We start from the raw sequence: 1722 nt of genomic DNA, 5'->3' as shown, positions 1-1722 counted from the left end.
CACTACACCACCACCGTGCAAGGACACCACGTCCTCGCCCTGGCCGCACAAGACGCCGCCACCCGCCGCGTCACCCGCTACGGCGCCTTCGGTGAAGTCCTGGCCGCTTACACCGCCGACAGCGACGGCGACGGCCAACCCGACACCGACAAATACCCGCAGGAGTTCAACGGCAAAGACCACGACCCCGTCTCCGACCTGCACGACTACGGCTTCCGCAGCTACGACCCGCTAGCCCTGCAGTGGACATCGGCAGACCCGCTGTTCCTGACCACACCCGACCTCGACTACACCAACCCCACCACCGCCAACCTCTACACCTACACCGCCAACAACCCCATCGGCATGATCGACCCCAACGGCCTCGACACCTGCGAAGCCGACCCCGCCGAATGCAGATTCGAAGACGGCAGCAGCGACTCCATCTACGAATGCACCACCGACAACTGCATGGACGCACCCAGCGACGTTTGGGAAGAGGCCAACGGAAACACCTACATCTACGGCGAAGCGCCATTCGACATCGGCAACTTCTTTGCCGACGCGTGGGGGTCGTTCGGCGACTTCGTCATGACGCCGGTCGACTTCGACGGGGACGGGATCGGCGACACCACCATTGGTGAGGCCTGGCTCCGGGGCCAGTCCGCAAGCGACACCCGAGGCAACAACGTACTCGGCCCTATCATCGACGTGGCACTCGGCGGCAACGGCGCCGGCGGCAAGTACGGCATCAAATCCACACCACCCACAGGAGGCGGACGCGGACCCGGCGCCGGACGACCCGGCGGCGGAAAATCCCGATCTTCTTCAGAGAGCGAAGGGAGTACGGGTGCTACTAAGAGCAGCCGGCCCGGCACGGAGTCGAAGCAAGGTGCCAAAGCGATCGATCGCGCCTTAGTGGCGGAGAGGTACGCATTCCATTACGGCATGACACGGCCCGGAAGCAACAAAAACAAGTTGCAAGAGTTCGCGGAATCGATGCAAGGCAAGTCGCCTCGCGAGGTGCAGAGGATAGTCAACGATCATCTGACGCAAATGGCGGGCCCGGACGCCAAACATCTCCAATACACGCTGGTCAGTGGCGAAACTTCCGCTCTCCCTACTAAGTACGGCTTCGACCCCTCGACGGGCAACCTCTGGTCGCTCAACAACACCGGTCTCTATGTGGCAAACCTCCAGCTAAAAATTCCCCGCACGCGACTTGTAACGTTCGAGTAGCGGGACTGTGGCAGGTAGAGCGGGCTCGCATAAGGTTCGCTCTACCTGTTGCGCAAGTTGCAAAGGGCCCCTTCAGCCTAAGCTTTCCGTTTAGTGCGTTTCCGCAGTTCAGGGGCTTGACGGTTGCCTTCTTCAGGGCCGGATATCGGACCGCGGGTGTCGATGTCCGGCCCTTTGCCGTGCCTGGGCCGGGGCCCGTCGACGCCGAAGCCGCCACACGGTCGGTCATGGCCGGCGACTCCACAGCACTGGCCAAGACCCGCACTGGTGTCGCTGGCCAGTTGCGCGTGCTGATGGTCGCCCGCCGCGGCGCTCTCAAAGCTCGCGTCCAGGCGCAGCACCAGCTGCGCAGCCTGATCCTCGAGCTAGGTGCTCGGGACTGTGTGGCAAACGGTGTAAGCCCCTCTAACCTCGCTCTTTCACGAGCGTCGGGCTGCATAGTAGATCTTGAAAGCGAAAGTGCCTCTCATCTGGAACGATAGGACTTGTCTAGGGTCCAGAACC

At 62.5% G+C, this 1722-nt stretch carries 1 protein-coding gene; it reads left to right on the top strand.

The window, feature by feature from the left end:
• Positions 1-1218: RHS repeat-associated core domain-containing protein (locus AB0J67_RS40935; RefSeq protein ID WP_363491188.1), on the top strand; the 1218-nt coding region annotated here is incomplete at its 5' end.
• Between the last annotated feature and the right edge of the window lie 504 nt (positions 1219-1722).

This window comes from Catellatospora sp. NPDC049609 (genome assembly GCF_040675365.1).
Lineage (GTDB): Bacteria > Actinomycetota > Actinomycetes > Mycobacteriales > Micromonosporaceae > Catellatospora.
Note: the sequence above shows the minus strand (reverse complement) of the source record. Positions and strands in the feature narration are given on the sequence as shown.